This window comes from Pradoshia sp. Z4_20, from assembly GCF_058216035.1.
This window is the reverse complement of record NZ_JBZAJD010000020.1, coordinates 1-3,121: the sequence shown is the minus strand read 5'-3', so window position 1 is coordinate 3,121 and position 3,121 is coordinate 1. Positions and strand designations below refer to the sequence as shown.

Here is a 3,121-nt window from a genome sequence, read left to right as displayed (position 1 = left end):
GTGAGAGTAGGACGTTGCCGGGCAATCAGAAACCAGTTCAGTTGATGAGCTGGTTTTTTTGTGCGGTTTTTTAGGGACCAAGAGAGATCATTTATACTTGTTTGGGCTTGATGGGATCGGGAAGGATTTTTCGTCAAGGGTACTACCTTAAAGACGTGTGGAAGCTATAGAAAAGCTGCGCTATTCAACACCTATGGGACATCTTTGCCTGATCTATGGATAAAAGGTGTCTGAAAGGTAGGTGAAGTGTGGAGGAAAGCCGTAAGAAAACATGTATAACACACCTATTAGTGAACATACGAGATAATAATAAGATTGGAAAACATATATTAAGGACTCAACCTGGGATTTCAGCTGGGAGACTCCTAAACCTTTTTAATCAAAATCTATAGGGAAGAAGGTAAGGAAACCGTAAGAGAATTGGTTCTTCACTTCTTCTTAATCACAAGCTCATGGATATATACTTACTGAATGTATCCAAGTTAACTAATCGATTGATTAAAAGAAATCCTTGCTAAAATCTCACCGTTATACTCACTCTATTGCTTGAACACAACATAATTGATTCATCTTTACATAGAGAAAGGTTAATGAAATATTGCATATTATAGTGAAAGAAATATATGAACTAAACATCTTTAGAGCATGTCACGAGTTTTAAATATTTCTTTGTAAGAAGAGGAACAGTTTCCTCTTTCATCAGGAGAATTAGTTGCCGTTTATTTTGGTGATGATTTTTATTAACTATGCAAAGAGATTAAGGATAAGGTTCGTATAATTCAATGAATATGGGCTCTTAATTGGCGATTCCTCATTTAAAGGCTATTTGCATAGGGTGGTGCTCCTAAATAAAAAAATAAGCATCCATATTCAAAATCAAGATAGTTCTTTAACTAAACCTTAATACAGAATTATCACTTGTATGAGGAAAAAAGATTGGCTTACAATAACACAAAGGATATATTTGGAAGGTTGGCTGTATTGAGAGTGGCCAAGAGGAGTCTTAAACTTTTAACTAATCAATGGCCTTTTGGAATAACGCTAATAGCACTTTGCATATTTGCATTCTTTAGATTTTTTATAGCAGACTTAGAAATGAAACATGGGTGTATTGTATTACCTTATTCCTTTTTCGCTTGTATCACTGAGTATAGCTGTAGTTGGGCTGCCGCTAGAAAGGAAAAATGATAAGAAAGTGATCATTAGATCTGTCTTTTCGATAGTCATGTCTCTTTTATTAATTTTACTATTATGTTTTATCTACATAGCTCCAATATTCTTCCCTTTCGGAATACCACCGTTATTTTAGCGAACCCATCAATGTTAGGTTCGCTTTTTTATTGATTCAATACACTTCACCATTGCAAAAACTAAGTGATTAGCTTTTTTAAAAGCAGCTAACGGGGCACAGGTTAGTGGATGAAGGAAGTCACTTATACAGTGTTGTATTTAGTATGTTATATAAACAAAAGGGGGTAGTAGGTTAATTAATTATCTATACTATGATAAAAGGAAAGGTACAATCAGAGCTCTCATGCCTTTAAATATAGAGGATCATCTGTAAATAAGGAGGGATGAAATGAAAAAACCACTGTATTTTCTAATCTTCTTGTTGCTCTCTGGGTGCGCACAAAGCGATGAACAACTACCATTAACGGAAAATGCGAGAATTTGCAAAGGATTCTAGAGGATAAAGGATATGATGAGCTGTCCTATGAAGGAGAGAGGACTAGGACGTATACAATAAGTGACTTAACGAAACTTCCCGCTAAACAGGACTGGGCTGTCCAATCCATCGAACCCGAGCCCTATTTGAATAAAGAGATTCATTTAGTCCGTTTTTTCGTTAAAGGTCATCCATTAGATAATGAGTTCCAGGAGGGGAAAATAAGTGTAACGGTCATGATGTGGAACCGAGAAGTGATTGGAGGAACCTCGTTCCCCTATTCCAAACACAATGATATGCTCGGAGGATCCTATTCACTGGACGGGAAAACCAGTGAAGAAATTCAAAGTAAATAGCATATGACATAAGGTTTAATACTGGATATTAAAAACGAAGTATAACTTTACCAGTCATGAACTAATTAATCAGGGGATCTAAAAGAAAGACCGGAGCTGAATATGTTGAATGTTGGGTTGATTAAAAAAGAAGATGTTCTATACTCTTATAAGTTTATCGGCTGGATTTCTGGGTTTTAGTGAAGGTACGAAAGCTTTCTGGAAAGATTGCATCATTATAAAGAAGAGAATCAATCGATCCATCAGTAATAAAAGATTGTCTTATTCTATAGAAGAAAAAGAAAGTATCAGTAAGTAACGTTTTATATAGTAATTAGAGTAATATCAACATTCCTATATATACTTTGTCTCATGCAAGTATATTGTCACACTGAAAGAAGGTATACCATCTAATATAAAATAACAAGTTTCCGAGAAGATGCTTACCAGGTTGTTTAAGGAAATCCACTATTTTTTTTATGGTTCTGTGTTGGCCATCTCTTTATACATATATAAATAAGACAAGCTAACTGTGTGATTAACGGAGTTATGTAAAAAAACCGATCTTTTTTTCTGCATTATAGAAATATCAATTTTGCGTTTAATTAGATTCGTTTCTTCTTGATATGGTAAATCGTAAAGTGAGCATAAATATCTCATGCATGCTAACCGCCTCCTGTAGAAGTAGTTTTGAACAAGCTGAGAGTTTCGACGTGAACTGAAATACAGATAGAATCGCTAAATATAGAGGAGATCCGAAGAGATAGAAAAATACATATAAATTCCAGTTTTATATTACTCGAAATAGTGGTATTATAATTAAGTCGCTATGAGATAGAAGGCGGATAAATCCTTGAATGCAAACTTATAAAAAATAATTTATAAAAAAGGGTTGCATTCATAAAAAATATAAGTTATTATATAAAAGTTGCTTCTGCAACGCGAAACATTTTGAGAGATTGTTAGTGAATAATATCAAAAAGAAAATGCTTGACAAAAGCTAACTGAATTGATATGATATAAGAGTCGCTAACACGACAGAATGTTCTTTGAAAACTAAACAAAACGAAACGCCAAGCAAGTCTAAAAACAAGAGATTTTTAAAATCTCGTCAATTTGC

At 34.1% G+C, this 3,121-nt stretch carries 1 protein-coding gene; it reads left to right on the top strand.

Annotated features, from left to right (window positions below):
- Positions 1-1,671: 1,671 nt before the first annotated feature.
- Positions 1,672-2,022: a hypothetical protein gene (locus AC4BHP_RS18805; RefSeq protein ID WP_077248007.1), complete on the top strand. Its 351-nt coding sequence runs from the start codon at positions 1,672-1,674 to the stop codon at positions 2,020-2,022.
- The last annotated feature ends 1,099 nt before the right edge of the window (positions 2,023-3,121 follow it).